Below are 17,595 nucleotides of genomic sequence, written 5' to 3' on the forward strand. Positions count from 1 at the left end.
CTGAATTTCAGTTTATGTACCAAAAGGTTGCAGAAAAGAGCAAATAAAACTGTCCTCTCTAACTGTCAAAATTAGCCTTTGCAAATTTATCAATCAAATTCTTTACTTCTTCTTTTGCCTAATTAGTATGATACTAAATAAGCCCCGACTACCCGGGGCTCATTTGGTAAAAAAAGAATATTTTATATGGTTATCTAACCACTATTTGTTTTGTAACCGTTTGCTCCGACCCTTTTATGCGCACAATATACTTGCCCGAAGCCAGATTTTTGATCCGGAATGGCACCCTGCTATTCAGCAACGGAATGGTCTCGGTAGCCAGAACCCTGCCAAACATGTCATACACTGTAATCTCCGCATCTCGGATGTCGTCACGGGACTCCACATATATAAAATCAAGCGTACTTGGGTTTGGGTAAAATACGAGGTCGTTAGTCTCAATGGTAATGAAGTTTTTGGAGGCCGTGTCCGAATAACATGTCAATAAATTTGCTCCCAAGGCATAAGTTACCTGCGCTTTGGCCGTGTAAGTGCCTGTCTTCAATATTTTTATAATGTCTGCGATTGTATCCGTTTCGATTCCAGGCCTCCTCCAGCTATACTTTTCACCCATATCCTCAGCAATCGTGGCCGTAATACTGAACGGCCCCGACGATTCAATAACAGGCTTAGGAATTTGCGGACGAACGGTTAATTTAGAACCCTGTGAAAGGTCTGAAACACAACCGAAAATGTTCTGGGCTCTCACCGTATAGGTGCCGCTTTCCTTAACATTGACAGAGTCACCGGTTACCAGAGCGGTATTTGCCGCATCCTTGTACCAGCTATATATATCCCTGCCAATGGTTCTGAAAACGATCCCTTCGTTGGCACAAGCCTGCTGTTCTCCCTGCGGCAATATGGTTGGAGGAGTTGGTTTGGCATCATTCGAAAGCACAACGGTGGAAGTAAGAATGGAATTACCTCCCTGATCCTTAACTGTAGCAAAATAAGTTCCTGCCTTCGTAACCGTAATCGTCCGGCCGGTCTGCCCGTTGTTCCAAACATAAGAGGTGTAGCCCTCAGGCAGCGAAATGGATACGGCATTATTTTCAGTAACGCAGGTGGCAGCTAATGCCGGAAGTGCTGCAGGTGCAGCCGGCGTAACGGTTGCAAAAAAATTATTATCCAATGACTGGTTCCAGGCGTTGGCAAGAAGGGTAAGTGCTTCAAGCGTTTGTTTTCTATAATCCGGAGACAATGCGTCTCCAACAAAGTGAGTACCATCGCCCCGGTTTGGATAAATATTATCTGTTTCCGGGCCAGGATAGGTTGCATTGAAAGGGGTCTCGATGACCGCGTTTTGGGCTCCTATTACCGATGCACTAAAATACGGCACAAATGGTCTTGAAGTTTGTGTGGTTCTGGACGTTCGTGCTATTACCCAGGTAATTCTTTTTGAAGCATGCTCACCCAACTTATTTATAACCCTTTGAAGACGGATTTTGTAATCCTGAGCCGTGGTTTGGAACAATGCATCCGCTTCACCTTGCATCCAGAGCACTGCTCTCATTCCATATTGAGACCCATAGGTCTTCACCGCCACTTTCAAGTTCGCATATGGCATACCAGGAGGATAGATATAAGTACCTCCGCTGTAATAGTTGAAAGTTGGAAGATTATCCGCACTTTTTTGCCAGTTTTCAACTGCTGTACCTTCCCAGGCCGTGTTGATAAACAGTACGGGTACGTTCAGTCTTTTAACCAACAGATCCCCCAAAATACCCCAACACCAAGGGGTTTGGCCTCTGGGACCCATAAAATTGGTGTTGTCCGCAAGTTTGGAAAACTGTGCACGGGGAGGATCCGTCAGCAAGTCAATGTTATCGTTTACATAGTTGGAAACATAAACGACTCTATCATCCTCTGCACCCGGACCCGGGTCCGAATGAAGGCCTTGGGCATTGGACTGCCCGGCTATAATAAAAACCTCTCCTACCCCAAGCCTTTCCAGGACATCCCGTCCTACTACATTACCACCCCTGGTAGCCCGCACCTCGACCGTATACCATCCGCCGTATAAAGTAATGTTGCCCGAAAATACGCCACCTTTTGGGGTAAGCTGCAAATCTTTCCAGGCTGTTTCTATTCCCTGCCCGCCTATGACCGGCACCGCTCTTACTTCGATTTTATCAATGGGAACATCAAAAGTTCCGGAAATATTAATTTCACGTTGCCCGCTAATTTCACGCTGAAAAACCGCACGTGGTGTGGGAGAAACAATTTTAATCTGTGAAAATACTGTGGCAGGCAAGAGAGTCAACAACAGTAATAATCTGATCATTACAAGAGTAACAGGATTGTTATGCATTTGAATTTTGAACTGTAAATTTCTCAGGTTCCGAACCGGAGAAATTAAGGGTGTCGTGAAAACCATTTTCACCAAATCGAGGCCAAATTTACGAGATTATTTTTGGTATAATATAACTATTCCACTTTTTTGATTGAATGGCAATTGGGTGACGGTTCGTCATCTGGCTAAAATGATCTTTTGAGTCTCATTCAACACACTGGAGTTTAACCTGATTAGGTACAGCGCGTTTGGAAGGTCCGATAGGTCAACCGTATAAGGGAATTTGAATACAGGCACCGAGTAGTTTTTGTGAACAACACCTCTAAGATCCATTACCTGAATTTTCACATTAAAAAGATTTTGCATCGTCTCAAGCGTAACGCGGCCCGTGGTACTGGGATTGGGATAAGCGACAAATTGGTCCTGATTATTTACGAAAAGCGTGAAAGGTTCTGAAAAAGGAGATACACAGGTCAGGGTAGCACTGTAAACAACGGAATTACTCACCACGTAGCTCCCCGGATTATTGGCTTTGATGGTGGCGGTCGTATCTACCAAAACAGTAGAACCATACTGCCAGATGTATTTACCTGCATTGAGGTTGTTTTGAGCCAATAGGGTGTAAACACCCGTTTTGACAATTTCCGGCTTGGCAGGATTAGGCTTTGCCTCCACCACAATCTTAGCAGAATAAGGTGAAAAGCAACCCACATTGTCTCTGATCCTGGCTGCGTATTCACCCGATTCCGGTACACGCAGGGTATCGTTTTCCACGCCATTATTCCAGAAAAACACATCGCCGTTGCTCGCTACCAGATCCACGAAATCGCCATCGCAGAACGCAGTAACGTCCAAAGCGCGAACCGCCGGTGCAGGTGGCAAAGCCAGGGTCTGCGTGCCGATGGAATTGGACGGATCGGAGAAGCAGTTGAATTCACTGATTTTTTGAACGGTAAACGATCCGGCCGTATTGATTTTCACGGTTTTGGTCGTAGCGCCATTACTCCATAAGTAAGCCGGGGCATCATCAGATGAAAGATTCACACTGAGGTCTGCACAAAATGTAGTTGGCCCGTCTGCCGTAATAACCGGCCTGGATGGCAAGGGGTTGCGGGTGACCTGCAATGCCGGCGATGGAACAGAAATACAGCCATTTGCATCACGGGAGGAAAGGGTATAATTTCCCGATTCATATATCTGAACTTCGCGACCATTTGAACCATTACTCCAAACGTACTGATAAGCCTCACTTCCCTGAAGAACCGTATAATCTCTTTCACAAAACGTGGTAGGCCTCAAAGCGGTAACCGTTGGCGTCGCCGGAAGCGGGTTAACTTTGGTCGTAATACCATCCGACATCGATACACATCCGTTACCATCTGTCTGTTTGAGGTTAAAATCACCCTCTGTGGTCACCGTGATTGATTTCGAGGTAGCGCTGGTACTCCATGTATTGCCATTGTCATAGCTGGAGGTCATGATCAGTTCTTCGTTGGCACAAAACGTGGTGGATCTGCTCAACAATATGACTGGCTTCGCAGGCAATGGATTCACCTTTACGGAGGCTACATCCGACTCAGGAGAGTAACACCCCTTGTCGTCCAGGGCCATCACTCTGAAATCACCGGAAGACCTGACCGAGATGGTTGCGTCTCCTGATCCATTGCTCCAGACATTTTTTACCTTTGAACTGGACGTCAGCCTCACTTCGCCTCCGTCGCAAAATATGGTAGCTCCTGATGTGGAAATTGTGGGTTTCTCAGGAAGAGGGGAATCGATAACGCCAACCGAGACTTTTGCAGATGATTCACAACCATAAACGTTCTCGATATTGACACTGTAGTCACCCGCGGTGCTCACAGTGATTCGATCACCTTCACTACCGGTATTCCATTTTATACCATCCTGGATGCTGGAAATAAGTGTAGAAGTGTTTCCTCTGCAAATAGGATTGCTTCCCTGTATGGATATGTTTGGCTGTGGCGGCTGTACAGTTTCATAAATTTCTATTTCCGGAGATACAATCGTATTTCCCGTATTATCCCTGGCGGAAACACGGTAACTTCCGTTGCCCACCTGTACGTTACTGGTATTTTGCCCATTGTTCCAGCTGAATGAATTGTACCCATCACCGTTGACATTCAGTCTTACCGTATTATTTCCCGCACAGGAAATACTTATCTGAAGTGGTCTCAGGCCGGGATGTGGTTCGGAACGGGCCATAAAATCATCATTGATCTGATTTCCCCAGGCCTCCCCCAATTGGGCTAGTCCTTCATTCAGAAAGTGTACACCCTGATCATCGATTCTCGGCACCTGAATCTGATCGGTGTTGGGTCCGGTAAAAACATTTGATACAGAAGAAATAACTTTCTTTTGCCCATCAATCACGGCATTATCGAATCCACTGCGGTTGCTGTAACTGGTTAATGAAAGCATCCACGATAAATTTTTCCCACTATCCGTTCTACTTTTTTCGATGAGTGCCTTGATATCATTGTAGTAAGAATCGGTTCCTGTATTAATATCGTTATCAGCCTCACCCTGCAACCAAAGAACTCCTCTTATGCCGGTAATCGGAACATAATACTGCAGTACCGACTTCATCATGATGTATGGGCTCCCTTGCGGTTCATATCTTTCACCTGCTTTATAGACCGACTCCGTATATCCCCCATTGAGGCTTTGCTGCCAGTTCCTGGCAGCCGAGCCATACCATCCTGCATTGTAAAAAAGAATGGGCACTCCATAACGATTGGCCAGTATGTCTCCCAGTTTGCCCCAGGCCCAGGAAGAGTGACCGCGAGGAGGGATTTTTGAATCGGATTCGAGGTGTGAGAAGGAGGGGTATGAAAAATTAGGATCATCATCCGGGCTAGACGGAGTGGCAGACACACAACTAACCCTATCGTCGTTGGCACGGGTACTACCCATGTTATTATATCCCTGGGCATTGGACTGGCCTGCAATGAGGAACACTTCGCCCACGCCCACCCGGTCCAGCTGCCGGGTATCAATAAGCTGATCCCCTCTCCATCCGCGAATCTCAAGCCGATACCACCCACCCTTAGCCTGAAGGCTTCCGTTATATGCTCCACCTTGCACATTGGATTGAATGGTGGTCCATTCGACGGTCTCTCCACCCTGTATCGGGCTCAACTTCGCCTCTACACGGTCAATAACTTTTGTGTAAATTCCAGAAATATAGATGGTAGCCGTATTATTTTTATCACGCTGGAATACGGCCCTTTCGGAAGGAAATTTAATTTTAATCTCAGCGGAAGCCCTAATTACTCCAAAAAATACTATCCCAATTGAAACAAAAGTGTGTAAAAAATACCTCATGCGAAAACAAGAAATTACATAACAGAGCACAAACAATTATAATGATGACACAAAAATCATCAAATGGTTGCTTTCAATAGTTAAAAATGGGGAGGAATCTATTAAACGGCCAAAGGCGCGTTAATCATATCCCAAATCCTATCTTTTAGTTGTTCTATTCCTTCCTGGGTAATTGCGGAGATGTAAATGGCGGGGATGTCCTTGGGCAATGTAGCCTCAATATCTAATCGCTCCGCCTCGTTGAGCATGTCTATTTTAGAAATAGCCAACATTCGATTCTTATCGAGAAGGGAAGGATTGTATGTCTTTAACTCGTGTAGTAATGTTTGATATTCGGCACTGATATCGCTGCAGTCAGCGGGTATCATAAACAGCAGAATGGAATTACGCTCAATATGTCTTAAAAACCTAAGGCCTAAACCCTTACCCTGTGAGGCTCCTTCAATGATACCCGGGATGTCGGCCATGACAAATGATTTGTAATCCCGATAGGAAACCACCCCCAGATTGGGAACGAGTGTGGTAAAAGGATAATCGGCGATTTCGGGTCTTGCAGCCGAAACCGCAGAGAGCAACGTGGATTTTCCAGCATTCGGGAAGCCAACCAAACCTACATCTGCCAGTACTTTCAACTCTAAAATGATCCAGGATTCAAGTCCAGGCTCTCCGGGCTGGGCATGTTGCGGCGTTTGATTCGTCGCGGATTTAAAATGATCATTGCCCATTCCACCTCGTCCGCCACGCATCAGAATAACCTCTTCACCGTCCCGGGTAATTTCAAAAAGTTGTTCACCGGATTCGGCATCCTTTGCGATTGTTCCCAGCGGAACTTCGAGTATAATATCTTTTCCGATGGACCCGGACCTTCGCCCCCCTTCGCCTCCCTTGCCGTCGAAAGCTTTGATATGCTTGGTATATTTTAGATGCAGCAAAGTCCACAGTTGCGTGCTGCCTTTCAGGATCACATGTCCTCCCCGGCCACCATCGCCGCCATCAGGCCCTCCCTTTTCCACATGCTTTTCGCGACGAAAATGTAAAGACCCTGCTCCTCCGGCTCCGGAGCGAACATTTATTTTTACATAATCGATAAAGTTGGAAGAGGCCATAATTGGTTATTGGGTGATGGTGTGTGAGAATAAATTCTGTTGTCTCAAAAGCATTAAAAGAATCAGTCCAAACAGACAACTTGCTGTCCGGCTAACTAGGTATGCGCGTCTATTGCTTTTGAAATAGCATCGAATATTTCCTCTATATCGCCTATCCCATTTATTGCCACATACTTATCCTGCAGGCGGTAATATTCTGCAACAGGCATCGTCTTGCTATTGTATTCGTGAATTCGTTTGCTAATTAAAGCCTCGTTCTGATCATCGGGGCGACCGGACGTTTTTCCTCTGTTCAGCAACCGCGTCAATAACTCATTGTCGTCTACCACAAGCGCTATCATTACGGAAATACGCTCATCGTAACTTTTTAAGAGTGCATCCAGCGCTTCGGACTGGGCTACAGTCCTGGGAAATCCGTCAAAAATAAACCCGGGACTGCCTTTGTGCTCCTTTAGTTTATTTTCTATCATCCCGATCACCACTTCATCAGGAACCAAAATTCCCTGATCCATGAGCGTTTTGGCTTTGAGTCCTAATTCCGAACCTTTTTGAATTTCAGAGCGCAGCAGATCCCCTGTGGAGAGGTGAATAAGCTTGTATTTTGCAATGATTTTTTCACTTTGAGTTCCTTTTCCCGCACCGGGAGGGCCAAACAGTATAAGATTCAGCATGTGGCTTAAATAATTGGATGTCGCAGATTATGGTGGATTTTCGACAAATTTACGATTCTTACTAAAAGACAGGCTAATACTATTAATTATTTTCAATAAAAAAGTCCCTAAGGTCGTAGTGACCTTAGGGACCCGGGTTTCTAAGAAATTTTATTAAGGAACCACCACACGACGGGTTGCTCCGTCTTCATTCTGGATTACAGTTACAAAAAGAGTCCCTTTGGTATTTTTCTTTACTTCCACCTGCCCTACAAAATCACCGCTAAAATCCTTTATTTCCTTTTTTGCCACTTCCTTTCCGCGGGTATCCGTTACGGAAATGCTCACATCGCCTTTTTGTGGCACCTTAAAACGCAGATTTAAAACGCCGTTGTCGGGATTATTTGCGTACACATTCAAGTCACGGACTGTGGAAGGTTTCATTATTTCTTTGGCCCAGAAATCCCCCATCCGGTCTCCAAAATTTTCCATATCCTTCATCACGATTCTAGCCTTCGGCTTAAACTCTCTTTCGAAATTCCGCATGTGTGACCTGAATTTTTCCGAATCAAAGTTTTCGGCAAAATCGTCGGCCCAGCTAAACGCCATGGCATCCGCATGTTCGGGATGATCGATGATCCTGCGTCGCCTGTTGCTTGTCACGGTTGACTGATCTCCGTCATCTACCGTAACAGAAAGGCTCCTGCGATTCTCTTTGGCGATATTCAGTGAATCAACGGCTTTATCAATAAATTCCTGCCGCTGTTCCTCACTCATTTCGGCTACGCGATACTTTTTTTCAATATTTCTGATTCTACCATCCTTGTCTTCCGTAGCTTTGATACGAATGGTGGTTTTTTTGTTGTCCGCGCCCTCTTGCGCAAAAGAATTTTGATGGAAAATGACTCCGCTCACAAGGAGAAATGAAAGCGTAAACCGATTGAAAAACTGGTGATTCATGGCGCTAATGGTTTTAAAGTTAAATGATTTGCAAATGTATATCGTACTGATTTCCAGTTGTTGTTAAATTTTGTTAAATGCGTGTTGCGTTCGGTTTAGGGTAGTAAATTTGTTTGGTAAATTATAGTCGTAAAAAGATTTGGCCACGTTGCACGGCTAACTGTATATAAATGTCGAAGCGGAAAATTCAGATAATTATTGGATTAATGTGCCTGGCCATGATCGGGCTTATCGGCTTTCAATGGTATTGGATACAGGAGGCCATCACGATTCGTAATGAGCAATTCAACCAAAAGGTGGCCGAGTCGGTTCAGGAGGTGGTTCATAAGCTGGAAAAACAGGAAATGATGTATCTCCTCCAGCAGCGCATTGAAACCGAACAGCAGAAAAGCAGGCTGGATCGGATTGCACAGCTGCGAAATATGCCCATCAAACGGACGGAGAAGAACAGTGTTGTCAAACGGGAGAAAGCGCCGTCCAAACCATCCAGGCTGGAAATAGCCATAGGCCCCAACGGAGAGGAGATAACTTACCAGACAAATGGGGAGACAATTGCTTCCGACGTACTGAGCCCAAACCTGAGAATCATGGTGGACCACCAGCGGATCATTGATGAGTTTTTTCAGGCTCAGCAATTTGGGATCGCAGGCATGGACGCCTTTATGAGAAGAAGGATGGAGGAGGAGGAAAATCTCGGAAATGCTTTTCGTGATGCCTTCACAGATCCGAACCGCAAGTCATCATCTATGATGCTCTCCCCTCGGCCCGACACCATTTCAAAAAAGTTGAGGAAAACATCCCGCACCAAAGTAAACAGCGGAGCATCGCTCAACACCGGATTGGGTGACCTGGACAAAGCCGATCTTTTGCGAGAGGTCATGAAAGATCTCATGTACACCAAACGACCATTGCGGGAACGTGTCAACCGATTTTTGCTGGATACTCTCCTACGAAAAGAATTTACCGAAAGTGGTATTCGCCTTCCATTTGATTTTGCTGTGCAAGGGGCCGGAGGCAATACGCTGCTATTTTCTACGGCGTCCATGAAGCCTGGCGCATGGGAAGGCCGCTCGTACAAGGCATCCTTATTCCCTAGTGAAACCATGCAGGGCCAAAATTCGCTTTACGTGCACTTCCCCGATCAGCAAAAATATATCCTGGGCAATATGAGCGTGATGTTTGGCGGTTCAGGTATTTTGATTTTGGTGATTATGGCCTGTTTCTACATGGCGGTAACCACCATTTTACATCAGAAAAAACTCTCCGACATCAAGAATGATTTTATCAATAACATGACCCATGAATTCAAAACGCCTATTTCCACCATCGCTTTGGCAACAGAGATGGCGCAGGAGAATTCATTGAAAAGTCCTGAGGCACCCATGGCCCCTAAACTGCAGCGATATCTGGGTATTATCAGCGAGGAGAACAAACGGCTGGGCACGCATGTGGAGAAAGTCCTGCAGATGGCTTTGCTGGATAAAGGGGAAGTAAAATTAAAATTAACCCCTGTCAATATTCATGATCTGATTGAAAAGGTGCTGAACGGGCAAAGTGTTCAGATTGAACAGAAGCATGGGGAAATAGAGTTGGAATTTGACGCCTCCGAGGAAATTGTCTCCTGCGACGAGCTGCATGTTTCGAATGTGTTGAACAACCTGATCGACAATGCCATCAAATATTCACCCGAAAAACTTAAGCTTTCGCTCAAAACATGGAACGAAAATGCGGGTATTGCCGTGGCCATTTCCGACAAAGGTTTGGGCATGAACCGCGATCAGCTGCAACGGATTTTTGACACTTTCTACCGTGTACCAACGGGCAATGTCCATGATGTAAAAGGTTTTGGGCTTGGACTAAGCTATGTAAAAAAGATGGTTGAAGAGCATCATGGTACCGTGTCAGTCGATAGCAAACCAGGCGAAGGAAGTACTTTTACAATATGGCTTCCAAGCTCAGTGGCCACGAGCTGAAATGGATTAATCTCAAAGCAACCGCGTGAAAATATGCGCTGCAAATCCTAACTTGCCGTCTTTTTAAGACAGCAACCTGCGATCAGTCGCTAATTTTATCTACGAGAATGATTTCCAAAACGTATGCCCCGCAAGAGATAGAGGATAAATGGTATTCCTACTGGATCGAAAACCGGTATTTTAATTCTAAACCAAATCCGGATAAAGAACCGTACACGATTGTCATTCCGCCTCCGAACGTCACCGGCGTATTGCACATGGGGCACATGCTGAACAATACGATTCAGGATATTCTCGTACGTAAAGCACGCATGGAAGGGAAAGAAGCCTGCTGGATACCCGGGACGGATCACGCCTCCATAGCCACCGAAGCCAAAGTAGTGGCGATGCTCAAAGAGCGCGGCATCAGCAAAAAAGACCTTACTCGCGACGAATTTCTGGAATACTGCTGGGAATGGACGCACAAATACGGCGGTATCATTCTGAAGCAACTGCGTAAACTGGGCGCATCCTGCGATTGGGAACGCACGCGGTTTACCATGGAGCCCGATCTTTATGATTCGGTGATCGATGTATTTATTGACCTTTATAACAAAGGTGATATTTACCGCGGACACCGTATGGTGAACTGGGATCCGCAGGCCAAAACAACAGTTTCCGATGAGGAAGTAATCATGAAAGAGGTGAATCAGAAACTGGTTTACCTGAAGTATGACTTACAAGGAGCAGGGGGAATGGAGCAGGGGGCAGAGGGTGACGGGCATGGAAGTATTGTGATTGCTACCACGCGTCCTGAGACGATCATGGCCGATGTAGCCATTTGTGTGAACCCGAATGATGAACGTTACCAACACCTGATTGGACAAAAAGTTCTCATCCCGCTGATCAACCGCGCCATTCCGATCATCGCCGACGACTACGTTGAAATGGAATTCGGAACGGGATGCCTCAAAGTAACTCCGGCCCATGATACGAATGATTATGAACTGGGGAAACGCCACAATCTGCCGATCATTGACCTGCTGAACGAAGACGGCACACTGAATGAAAAGGCGCAGATTCTGGTTGGGGAAGACCGGTTCATTGCACGCAAAAAAATAATCAAATTGCTCGATGAAACGGGCAGTCTGGTTAAAGTTGAGGAATACAAATCCAATGTAGGGCATTCCGAACGCACGGATTCCGTGATCGAACCGCGCTTGTCGGAGCAGTGGTTTTTGAAAATGGAGAAGATCAGCAAACCGGCGTTTGAAAACGTGATGAACGATACGGTACAGCTGATCCCTGCCAAATTCAAGAACACGTACCGCCACTGGATGGAAAATGTGCGTGACTGGAACATCAGCCGCCAGCTTTGGTGGGGCCACCGGATTCCTGCGTACTACCTGAACGACGGAACGATCATCATTGCAAAATCCAAAAGGGAAGCTTTACATAAAGCGCAGCATGAGTACCAGCTGTTTGCTTTGACCGAGGAAGATATCACACAGGATCCGGACGTGCTGGATACATGGTTTTCGTCCTGGTTGTGGCCGATTTCGGTTTTTAACGGAATTAAAGAGCCGGACAACGCGGACATCAATTATTACTACCCGACCAACGACCTCGTTACCGCTCCAGAAATTCTTTTCTTCTGGGTGGCGAGAATGATCATTGCCGGTTATGAATACAGAGGAAATTATCCGTTCAAAAACGTTTATCTGACAGGGATTGTCCGCGATAAGCAAGGCCGGAAAATGTCCAAATCATTGGGTAATTCTCCCGATCCGATTGACCTGATCGACCAATATGGCGCCGATAGTATCCGCACAGGAATGCTGTTCAGTTCACAGGCCGGGAACGATCTGCCTTATGATGATAAACTGGTGGAACAGGGCAGGAACTTCTGTAACAAGATCTGGAATGCATTCCGCCTGGTAAAAGGCTGGGACATTGACACCAATCTATTGGTTCCGCAGGGATCGGTACTGGCGGTGAAGTGGTTTGAAAGCAAGCTAAATGTTACGCTCGCCGAAGTGCAGGATCATTTTGCCAAATTCCGGATTTCTGATGCATTAAATGCGGTTTACAAACTGATTTGGGATGACTTCTGTGCGCAGTATCTCGAAATGATCAAGCCTGCCTACGAGCAGCCAATTGATCCGATTACGTTTGAAGCCACATTGGAGTTCTTCGACCAGCTGATGCGGCTGGCGCATCCTTTTATGCCGTTTATCAGCGAAGAAATATGGCAGAATATCCGGGACAGGAAAGCGAATGAGTCGGTTTGCATTGCCGAATTTCCGCAGGCAGGTGAGTCGGAGCTTACCCTTTTGAATGATTTTGAAGTACTCTTTGAACTGGTTTCAAATGTCAGAAATATTCGGAATGCCAAGGGCATGAGTCCGAAAACGGCGCTTCCGCTCGCAATTCGCACAGATTCGCCGGCACGTTACGAAAACCTGGCCGAACTGATCACCAAGCTGGCCTATATCGAAAGTATCAGTTTTGTAAACGAAGAATCCGAAGGAACCTCCTTCCGCGTGAAATCGGATGAGTTTTTCATCAACCTCGCCGACGAAATCGATGTAGAAACCGAACGTGAAAATCTGCAAAGAGAACTTACCTACACCCAGGGTTTCCTGGATTCGGTTATCAAAAAACTATCCAACGAGCGCTTCGTCCAAAATGCCAAAGGCGACATCGTCGAAAAAGAACGCCAAAAACAGGCCGATGCCGAGGCGAAGATTGTGACGTTGAAGGAGGCGTTGGTAAGACTGGGGTAGGGTTTAGAGTATTGTAGAGAAGGAAAAATGCGTCGGAAGTGGATTTCGGCGCATTTTTTTTGTTTAGTCGGGTTACGGCACTAAATCTTGATGAGGGATTTTTGAGATATATAAGTATTTTATATATTTAGACCGAAATTTTAAATTTTAATTGATTGTTTACTAATCTGTCCTCATTTTGAAAAAGTTACTTCTTTTTAATGTTGCAGTTGTATTTGGACTCTTTTTGGCATCTGTATTACCCAGTTATTATATTAATTATCCGGTATATTATAGTTTTATAAATGCCTTCGAGCAATTTGAATGGACTCTTTTTGTTGGCATATTGATCGCGGGAATCCTGCTGTCCGGAGTTTTGGGATATTATAAATATAAAAGCATCCCATACCCTCAGCGTTTTCTAATGATAAATATTTTGCTTGATATCATCCTTTTGATATTCATATCAATTCATGGTATCCTTGTAGCTCTTGATGCCAAAACAGAATACGAAGCGTTATCGTTGAAATATAAATTGAAGGCCAAATCAGACATAAAAAATGATCTGATCATTTACGAGACCTTTGGTTTTCCAGTTTCATTAGATTCGGCACATGAAACGGAGGAGAAAGTAGACAGCCTTGTAAGAACATATGGTATCACTCATAGTAATATTGGATGTGTGATTACAGGCCCTCTCTTGAAAGCGCAATCTGACTACAATGCCCTAACAGAGCCCTATCTTGATATAAGAAATGGAGAAGGTTGGAAGAACAGAATGCAACAGCAAATTACGCAGATTAGAAATAACTAACCCGGAAGGGCATTCAGTCACTGGCTGATATTCCCATTCCAGTCCTCTCTCACCAACTAAGTGCCGTTCGAAATAGATCGGTTCGCCTGGCCATTCCACCTCCCAGCGCACTTGCTCCACCACGCTATTACGCACACAAAAAAAGGGAAGATGTCACTTTACGACACCCTCCCTTTGCGCCTCATTTTGGAGGACTTTTCAGCGTATTCCTTTTTTATACTGATTACTTTTGGCCGGAGCTTTCCTCCCTGCGTTGGCTTCTGTTATTTCAGGATAATCAGCTTCTGGGTACTGACAGCACCATTCCGCTGGGTGACTTTCACAAAGTAGGTTCCGTTGACAAAACCACCAAGTTCCACTCCCTGAGACGAAACAGCATTGGTTTTGTAAACAACCCTGCCGTTGGACGCGATGATGGAAAGTTCTTTAACATCCGTCTCTTTCAGAAAAAGAGTTTTGCTCGCCGGATTTGGGTAGATCACAAGCTGGGCGGCACTGTCGAAATGCACGTTTTCAATGCGGCTGTATGCAAAGGTGGCGTCTTTATCGATCATTTTCAGACGGTAGTAATTGATGCCGGAAGCTGGATATGGATCTGTAAATGTGTAATGCAATATCGCTTTGCTCTCCCCTGCGGCGGCACGCGTACCCATGGCAGACCAGTCTCTGGCGTTGGTGCTGCGCTGTATTTCAAAATGGCTGGCATTGCTTTCTTCGGTGGTCGTCCAGGACAAAGCCGAAGTTGCTGCCTCCCGCACGGCGGTAAAACGCACCAGCTGTACTGGCAAAGGCTGGGTAACGCCTCCAATGGCAATGGCACTGTACAAGCTCATATCAGCCACTGTGCCGGTTACGGTTGTGTTTTCCAGATTGGAGGCTGCGCCAACGGATCCGCTCAGGTTGTCCCATTGGCTGGTGGAGGTATTCCATCCTGCCAGCCTGATGTTGGCTGCCGAGAAACCACCGATCCCGCTAAAATCGGAGATAGATACCGAAATAGTAACGGCAGACGTGCCGGCAACCGGCACCCAGTCCCAGAATTCGATTGGTGATACCGACGCAAGTTTGTCTACACCATTAACTCCTGCCGGGTTAAGGGCAGTACGGCTGTGTGCGCCACCTGTTGGATCGAGTGCCGTAGCCACATCACCACGCCAGTAAGCCACAGAAATTTCGTCGGTAACAACGCCCGGCGCTGAAATGCTGAGTGACCTCAGATCCGTACCAGCCTGGTTTCCGACCGGAAATACAAAAGCATCGTTGCCCGTTTTGCTTACATAACCGTTCACAAACTGAGCATCCGACAGGTTGCTGTTGGTGTAGTTCGCTCCATCGGCAAAGTGGATGGCGCCCGTGCTGCTGGCGGAACGTACTGTGCTGGTAATGCCATTGTTAAAGGAGAGCGAACCGGTAACGTTAATACCGCTGGTATTGGTGATGTCCATGGTATTGGCCCCAATATCAAAATTGGCATTGAAAAAATTGGGCGCTGTGGTCCCTGAGATGGTATTGGTTCCGGGTGCAACAAAAAGATCGAGGCTTCCTGTTGTACCTCCCCAGCTTCCCAGATTATTCATTAGCAAATTGCCGTGCTCCCAGGTGCTGTTGGTTTGAAGCAAAACGGTACCGTCGGCAAGAATAAAAAGGCCATCGGGGTTGTAATCGCTTGTGTAACCGCCGTCTATGGTCACCGGACCGGTTCCGCCGCCGATGGTCGTGCTTTGGGCCAGCGCAGCCTGCGTACCCAGCAGCAACGCCAGGGCACCATGCAGCCATGGTTTGTATTTTTTATAGGTTCTATGCATACAGATCAGATTTAGAAAATGAAAGCAGAATTATTTCGCACTGGTTTGTGACTGAGTTTTTCCGCCAGTCACGAGTTCCTGCAATGTTTTAATCTGATCCGCCAGGCTGTGCACCGCTTTTTCATTGGCTTCCACGCGGGCAGCCGCAGCTGTAAGGCGAAGATTTTCTGCTTTTAGTTTTTCAATCTGTAACTGCAACTCTTTCACCGCGTTGATCAGCGTGTAGGTGAGTTCTGAACCGTCATATTTGCGTAGGTCATCAAAACCATCAGCTTTGATTGTGCTTACTGTGGAAGGAAGTACTTTTTCTATTTCCTGGGCCAGCACACCGACATATTTTTTTCCGTCGTTTTTGTAAATCGCTTTACCGTTGTACTCAAAGGTAACCGGATGTATGGCCAGGATTTCTTTTAAACCTGCGCTGTAATCCCTCACATTTTTTTTGATACGTGCATCGGAAAAGGATCCCCATGAGCCACCGCCCACTTTATCGGCAGTACCGTTTACGCTTAAAAGTGATGTTGGATTTGTTGTACCAATCCCTACTGCGCCTGTACCCGAAATGACCATATCAGGCTCTTCATCCGGTAAAGAGGCTGCATGAAGCTGTAAACGGCCAGAGCTGATACCCAATCCATAGAAGTCGTTCCCGGCGGCGTCATTGTAAACTGCCAGTTTTTTACCGGAAAGTGCCGAAGTGTTACCACCAAATCCCGTACCGAGATCAAGCTGGCTGTGAGGGTTCAGGGTATTGATTCCAACCATACCTGTCTCGTGAATATACATGCGGTTTGCGCCACTGGTAGCAAAGGCAATGCTTCCCAGGTTATTGGCTCCTGTTCCTCTGTAATTAGCAAATATATTGGCCGCTGTAACCCAGCTGTTGGCGGCATATGCCACAAACTGCAAACTACCCAGGCTTTCATTCCCAACCAGATTGACAGGAGCTGCCTCAGTACCGCCAGCTTTCCAGCTCTGGTATACGGGTGCACCGCTGCCATAGCTTTTAATGTCCACGTTGTCTTTGGCATCATCACCTTCTGAAACAACCGACAGACCGCCCGTTGGAAGGCTTGTGCCAATACCAATCCGTCCCCTTTGGTAGATATTCTGTGTATTCGTAGTAGCCGGTGTGGTTGTGCCCGTCACATTCCACGGTTCCTGATAGGCAGGAACGGTGCTGCTTTTTTTACTTACCCAGCCGGTTCCGTCCCAGTAATACTCGCCTATACCGGCGGCAGGATAGGATGCATTGCTGCTGGTGATACCTGCTGTGGTATTAAAAACGGTCATACCTGCTACCGGTGCAGCTCCATTGAGCCCCCACGTGGTTGTAGTGGTAAGTGCTATGCGGGGCAGTAACAATCCTCTGTCGGAACTGCTCAATTCGAGAACAGCACCCACGTTGGCAGCACCGCTGGCGCCAACTTTCATCTGGGCAAATGCGGATGAAACCGCTAATGAAGCAAATGTGAAAAGTGTAATTTTTCGAAGCATATTTTTAAGCGTTGAAAGTGAAAAAAAATTAAGTTTTGGTATGGAAGTTTTCTTTAACATTGGTGGCTTTTCGTCATTTGCTGATCAATGTAAGTGGTTGTTTTTTATATTATTTTTTACAACTAATAGACTGCATATCAAATCATTGAATCTGAAACACGGCATTCGTTACCGGTTTGGTAAAATACCGATTGGGATCCTGGCCGAGTCACGTCATAGAAGACTGGACCCTGGCAGACCCAATCCAGTCGCATCAGGTGTAGACGTAGTTTGGAAATGAACCTTGTAACAACCGGCCCAATGAAGCATGGCGGCTTGTGATTGTATTGAAGCAGCAGTTTTCCACAACGTTAATTCTGATAAATAAAA

10 protein-coding genes are annotated in these 17,595 nt (G+C 46.2%); 3 read left to right on the forward strand and 7 right to left on the reverse strand.

Annotated features, from left to right (window positions below; genetic code table 11):
• Nucleotides 1-190: 190 nt before the first annotated feature.
• From DYADSP32_RS17095 to DYADSP32_RS17115, 5 genes are all read right to left on the reverse strand, one after another.
• Nucleotides 191-2,323, reverse strand: a complete 2,133-nt coding sequence (locus DYADSP32_RS17095) for a sialate O-acetylesterase (protein ID WP_414617859.1) — start codon at nt 2,321-2,323, stop codon at nt 191-193.
• A gap of 186 nt (nt 2,324-2,509) precedes the next feature.
• Complete coding sequence (locus tag DYADSP32_RS17100; protein ID WP_149241610.1) at nt 2,510-5,677, reverse strand: sialate O-acetylesterase; 3,168 nt, start codon at nt 5,675-5,677, stop codon at nt 2,510-2,512.
• Nucleotides 5,678-5,778: 101 nt separating this feature from the next.
• On the reverse strand, nt 5,779-6,783 hold the full coding sequence (gene obgE, locus DYADSP32_RS17105) for a GTPase ObgE (RefSeq protein ID WP_149241609.1): 1,005 nt from the start codon (nt 6,781-6,783) through the stop codon (nt 5,779-5,781).
• Nucleotides 6,784-6,878: 95 nt separating this feature from the next.
• On the reverse strand, nt 6,879-7,454 hold the full coding sequence (locus DYADSP32_RS17110; protein WP_149241608.1) for an adenylate kinase: 576 nt from the start codon (nt 7,452-7,454) through the stop codon (nt 6,879-6,881).
• A 153-nt stretch (nt 7,455-7,607) separates the two neighbouring features.
• Complete coding sequence (locus DYADSP32_RS17115; protein WP_149241607.1) at nt 7,608-8,393, reverse strand: T9SS type A sorting domain-containing protein; 786 nt, start codon at nt 8,391-8,393, stop codon at nt 7,608-7,610.
• 170 nt (nt 8,394-8,563) lie between these two features.
• Here DYADSP32_RS17115 and DYADSP32_RS17120 point away from each other — a divergent pair, with 170 nt between their 5' ends.
• The 3 genes from DYADSP32_RS17120 (at nt 8,564) to DYADSP32_RS17130 (ending at nt 13,924) form a co-directional block, all read left to right on the forward strand.
• Nucleotides 8,564-10,366 (forward strand): sensor histidine kinase, encoded by a 1,803-nt coding sequence (locus tag DYADSP32_RS17120; RefSeq protein WP_149241606.1) that lies wholly within the window; start codon nt 8,564-8,566, stop codon nt 10,364-10,366.
• A gap of 107 nt (nt 10,367-10,473) precedes the next feature.
• The gene (locus DYADSP32_RS17125) at nt 10,474-13,131 is read left to right on the forward strand and encodes a valine--tRNA ligase (protein WP_149241605.1); all 2,658 of its coding nucleotides are present in this window, start codon (nt 10,474-10,476) and stop codon (nt 13,129-13,131) included.
• A gap of 178 nt (nt 13,132-13,309) precedes the next feature.
• Nucleotides 13,310-13,924 carry a hypothetical protein gene (locus DYADSP32_RS17130; RefSeq protein WP_149241604.1) on the forward strand — a complete coding sequence of 205 codons (615 nt, stop codon included), beginning with the start codon at nt 13,310-13,312 and terminating at the stop codon, nt 13,922-13,924.
• Nucleotides 13,925-14,187: 263 nt separating this feature from the next.
• On the opposite strand, the gene DYADSP32_RS17135 is transcribed toward DYADSP32_RS17130, so the two are convergent.
• The gene (locus tag DYADSP32_RS17135; RefSeq protein ID WP_149241603.1) at nt 14,188-15,729 is read right to left on the reverse strand and encodes a T9SS type A sorting domain-containing protein; all 1,542 of its coding nucleotides are present in this window, start codon (nt 15,727-15,729) and stop codon (nt 14,188-14,190) included.
• Between the two features lie 30 nt (nt 15,730-15,759).
• Nucleotides 15,760-17,226, reverse strand: a complete 1,467-nt coding sequence (locus DYADSP32_RS17140) for a tail fiber domain-containing protein (protein ID WP_149241602.1) — start codon at nt 17,224-17,226, stop codon at nt 15,760-15,762.
• Between the last annotated feature and the right edge of the window lie 369 nt (nt 17,227-17,595).

This window comes from Dyadobacter sp. 32 (assembly GCF_902506755.1).
Taxonomy (GTDB): domain Bacteria; phylum Bacteroidota; class Bacteroidia; order Cytophagales; family Spirosomataceae; genus Dyadobacter.